Annotated in this window: 4 protein-coding genes; all 4 read right to left on the bottom strand. The window is 53.3% G+C overall.

Annotated features, from left to right (window positions below; translation table 11 throughout):
- Positions 1-55 precede the first annotated feature (55 nt).
- Complete coding sequence (locus tag AC2VLY_RS13515) at positions 56-1,360, bottom strand: ammonium transporter (RefSeq protein ID WP_193649450.1); 1,305 nt, start codon at positions 1,358-1,360, stop codon at positions 56-58.
- Positions 1,361-1,412: 52 nt separating this feature from the next.
- Positions 1,413-1,751 carry a P-II family nitrogen regulator gene (gene glnK / locus AC2VLY_RS13520; RefSeq protein WP_010639279.1) on the bottom strand — a complete coding sequence of 113 codons (339 nt, stop codon included), beginning with the start codon at positions 1,749-1,751 and terminating at the stop codon, positions 1,413-1,415.
- Between the two features lie 53 nt (positions 1,752-1,804).
- Complete coding sequence (locus AC2VLY_RS13525; RefSeq protein WP_193649451.1) at positions 1,805-2,983, bottom strand: outer membrane beta-barrel protein; 1,179 nt, start codon at positions 2,981-2,983, stop codon at positions 1,805-1,807.
- A gap of 155 nt (positions 2,984-3,138) precedes the next feature.
- A partial coding sequence (locus AC2VLY_RS13530; RefSeq protein ID WP_486922453.1) for a SpoVR family protein occupies positions 3,139-3,693 on the bottom strand: 555 nt, incomplete at its 5' end.

The raw sequence follows: 3,693 nt of genomic DNA on the forward strand, positions 1-3,693 counted from the left end.
AAAACGGCGGTTTCCCGCCGTATAGTGCTTGTTCCTAAGGTTTTACCAGATAGCTTCAGTCACCCGTCACCGGACGCCGTTCACCATCACCATAGAAGGCATAAGCTTCTTCACCATGAATGGCATCATCACCAATCATCAGTTCTTCTTCAGACATGCGCAGCGGTACGATCAGGCTGATCAGTTTCAGAAGAATATAGGTGACGACGATATTCAGGGCGATGATAAATGCCGCACCAATAATCTGCAGCCAGACCTGATGCCAGTTACCGTCAATGGCACCTCCTGGGTTGCTGAGCCCGTATGCTTTACAGCCTTCCTTGGTGGCGAGCAGGCCCACCATAATGCCGCCCAGTACCCCGGCTACAGCGTGGGTGTGGAATACGCCGAGGGTGTCATCCACCTTACGGAACAGTGCGGTTTTGCCAACGATATTCATACTGATCCAGGGGATAATGCCGGAAGCGATGCCAATGGCAATAGCACCATATCCGTCTACCACACCAGCGGCCGGGGTAATTGCGACCAGTCCGGTAATCATCCCTTGAACGGCGCCAATTACCGCTGGTTTTTTGAAGTAAAAAATGTCCATGACCGTCCATGTCAACACACTCATGGCAGTGGCTACGTTGGTATTGAGAACGGCGGCACCGGCATCGCGGCTGGCAGCATAAGGATCACCGCCGTTAAAGCCGTTCCAGCCGAGCCAGAGAATACCGGCACCTACCAGCATCAACAGCACGTTGTTGGGCTGGAAGTTTTCACGATCCCTGGCGAGACGGGGACCAATGACTGCCGCACCGACAAATCCGGCAATACCTGCAGACAAATGGATGACGTATCCACCGGAATAGTCGATAACACCCATCGTTGAGAGGAAGCCGCCACCCCAAAGGCTGAAGGCGCCAACCGTGTAGGAGAAAGTCAGCCACAGGGGCACAAAAATCATCCAGGCCTTGAAACTCATGCGGCCCAAAAAGGCCCCCGCCATGATGACCAAGGTAATTGCAGCGAAGACAAACTGAAAATACACCATCGTCGCCATCGGCATGGCCGCAGTAGAGCCGCTGGTCGGGAAGACCGTTTGCATGAGTTCATCATTCATACTGGCTATGGGCCCCGGAATACCGACAAACGAGAACCATTGGTGGCCGAAGGCCATGTTGTAGCCCCAGAGGAGCCAGGCGATCATTACCGCAGCAAAAGCATAAAAGGCCATAAAAGCAGAGTTGACAGCCCATTTCTTTTTGACAATGCCCGCGTAAAGTACCACGAGCCCCGGAACACTTTGCATTCCGACGATAGTTGCGGCAGTGAGCTGCCACGCATTATCGCCCGTATTCAGCCAAGCTACTGACATGAGGTAATTCCCCCTTTTAACAATTTAAGAGCGGTTGTAGAACGGTTTAAATTTAAAGTGCGTCGTTACCGGTTTCACCGGTACGGATACGGATGGCATCCAGAACTTCCGAAACAAAGATTTTGCCGTCACCGATTTTTCCGGTTCGGGCGCCTTTTTCGATGGCCTCGATGGCCTGATCGACGGCATCATCACTGATGACGGTTTCGATTTTGACCTTGGGAAGAAAATCCACGACATATTCAGCACCACGGTAGAGTTCAGTGTGACCTTTCTGGCGACCGAAGCCTTTGACTTCGGTGACGGTCAGGCCCTGAATCCCCACCGCCGATAAGGCCTCGCGGACATCATCGAGTTTGAAGGGTTTAACAATGGCAGTAATCAATTTCATGACGTTACCTCTTACACAGGGTTGGAACATCCCGGGGGTATACCCCCCAGGGGTTAGAACATAAAGCCGGTCTCGACCATGCCACGGACCTGGCTTTTGGCCAGCCCGGAGGTGCCCGCGAAACCAGTACCGCTGGCCATGCTGGCCTTGACATAAGAAAGTTCGGCGCGGGCAAAAAAGCCGCCATCCTGATAGGTGGGTGTGGCCGTCAGCGACCAGGCGTGAGATCCTGCCCCAAAGCCTGTCAGATTGGCCGAGCCATCCGTGGCGCTTCCCGAGTTGCTGATGTATTCGACGCGACCAGCCAGGGAAATTTTGTCCGTCAGGCTGTAGTTGGCGAGGATGGCGCCCCCCAGGGTGCTGGTGGTTTTGGTGCCTGTACCCAAGGCCTGGATGGCACTGGCAGGAACGCTGGTGTATTGCATATAGGGGGTAACGACAAGATTACCCCCGCTGTAGGTGTATCCGGCATCGACAATGGCCTCATTATTTTGCAAAGGCGTGGTGGCAATGCTGGAGTAGGCGTAATCCGTATGGCCCAGATTCCCGCCACCCTGGGCGAAGAGCGTGTTCTGCTTGTCCAGCGCCCAGCTGACCATGCCGCTCATCCAGTTGAAACGATTGGAGTAGAATCCGTCATTCCAGGAGACGGCAGCGGTAATGGGTCCCGCACTATAGTTGAGTTGAATCCCCTTGTTGACAGCATTTTCCTGGCCCCAGAGCAGGCCCCGCGCAATATTCCAGTTCTGATAGCTGAAGGTATATTCCGCACCAATCAAGGTAAAAAGTTTGCCGATTTGGACGTTAAAATGATCATTCGGGGCAATTTCAATATAACCCGTGGGCAGGGCGCCAAACGTGTCCTGGGTAAACGTCCCGGTAGAAGCGTAATTGGCACCAAGGGTCATGACGTTATAGGCGCCAGCCTGGACGGCAAATTGCACAAGGCCGGAATTGTTGGAGATCATGACCATGCCGTTGCTGATATCGGCAGAGGCGGATTTGCTACCCGGAAAGCTGGAGCTGGGGAACTTGTTGTCCTGCCATACCCCATAGCCACTGGCTACGCCTTGAACATTCAGAGTACCCAAAGGACCGGCATTGAAGGTCAGCGGGCTGGGCAGAGCCAGGGGGGCTGCCTCGGCGTTGTCCATGGCGAGGGGCGAAACAGCCAGCATCGCCAGAAAAATGGGGTGATATCGACTGCTTAATGTTTTTTTGCTGTTTTTCATTGAAGTAACGCTCCCTGTCAGTGTAGTTGCAGAAAGCGTTTAGCAAATTCAATGCCATGAAAAAAACAATTAAAAAACAGAGAGATTATTAAATTTAACGAGGGGGTAAACTGTCATGCGCACCAAGATAGTGCGAATCGCATCAAAATGGTGCGCTACGGTTCGTCATCCGGCCGGGGTTGTGGCGCCGTCAAGGTCTGATCTTCCATATCCAGATGGACGTCATAACCCCAAAGCTCCTGTATATATCCCAGAGTCTTTTGGGCTTCATCAAGGTCCAGGGCTTGCTGGTCCATTTGTTTCAGACGTAACTGCCGATCTCCCCAGCGGTCTACAGAGATGACCTGAATATCCGGAGGGCGGCTACTGTCGGCAATTTGCCGGGCGAGTGCTTCGCGCAGGTGTTGGTAGCCCGCATCATCATGGATGGCGCTGACCCGGTAGGTCGCTTCATCTACCGCATTGTGCAGGGAGAACAGATGTAAATCCCGCATCACCTTGGGAGAAAGGTATTGCAGAACAAAGCTTTCATCACGAAATTCGCGCATGGCAAAGTGAATGTGTTGCAGCCAGTCCGGGTCGCCGGCAAAACTGAACCAGCGCCGGTCTTCCTCGGTAGGCGCCACGCAGATCCGTTTGATGTCCTGAAATATGGCAAAACCCAGCGCATAGGGATTGAGACCACTATAACGGCGGTCATCAAAATCGGG

It is taken from the genome of Acidithiobacillus sp. TH-A36 (assembly GCF_057473445.1).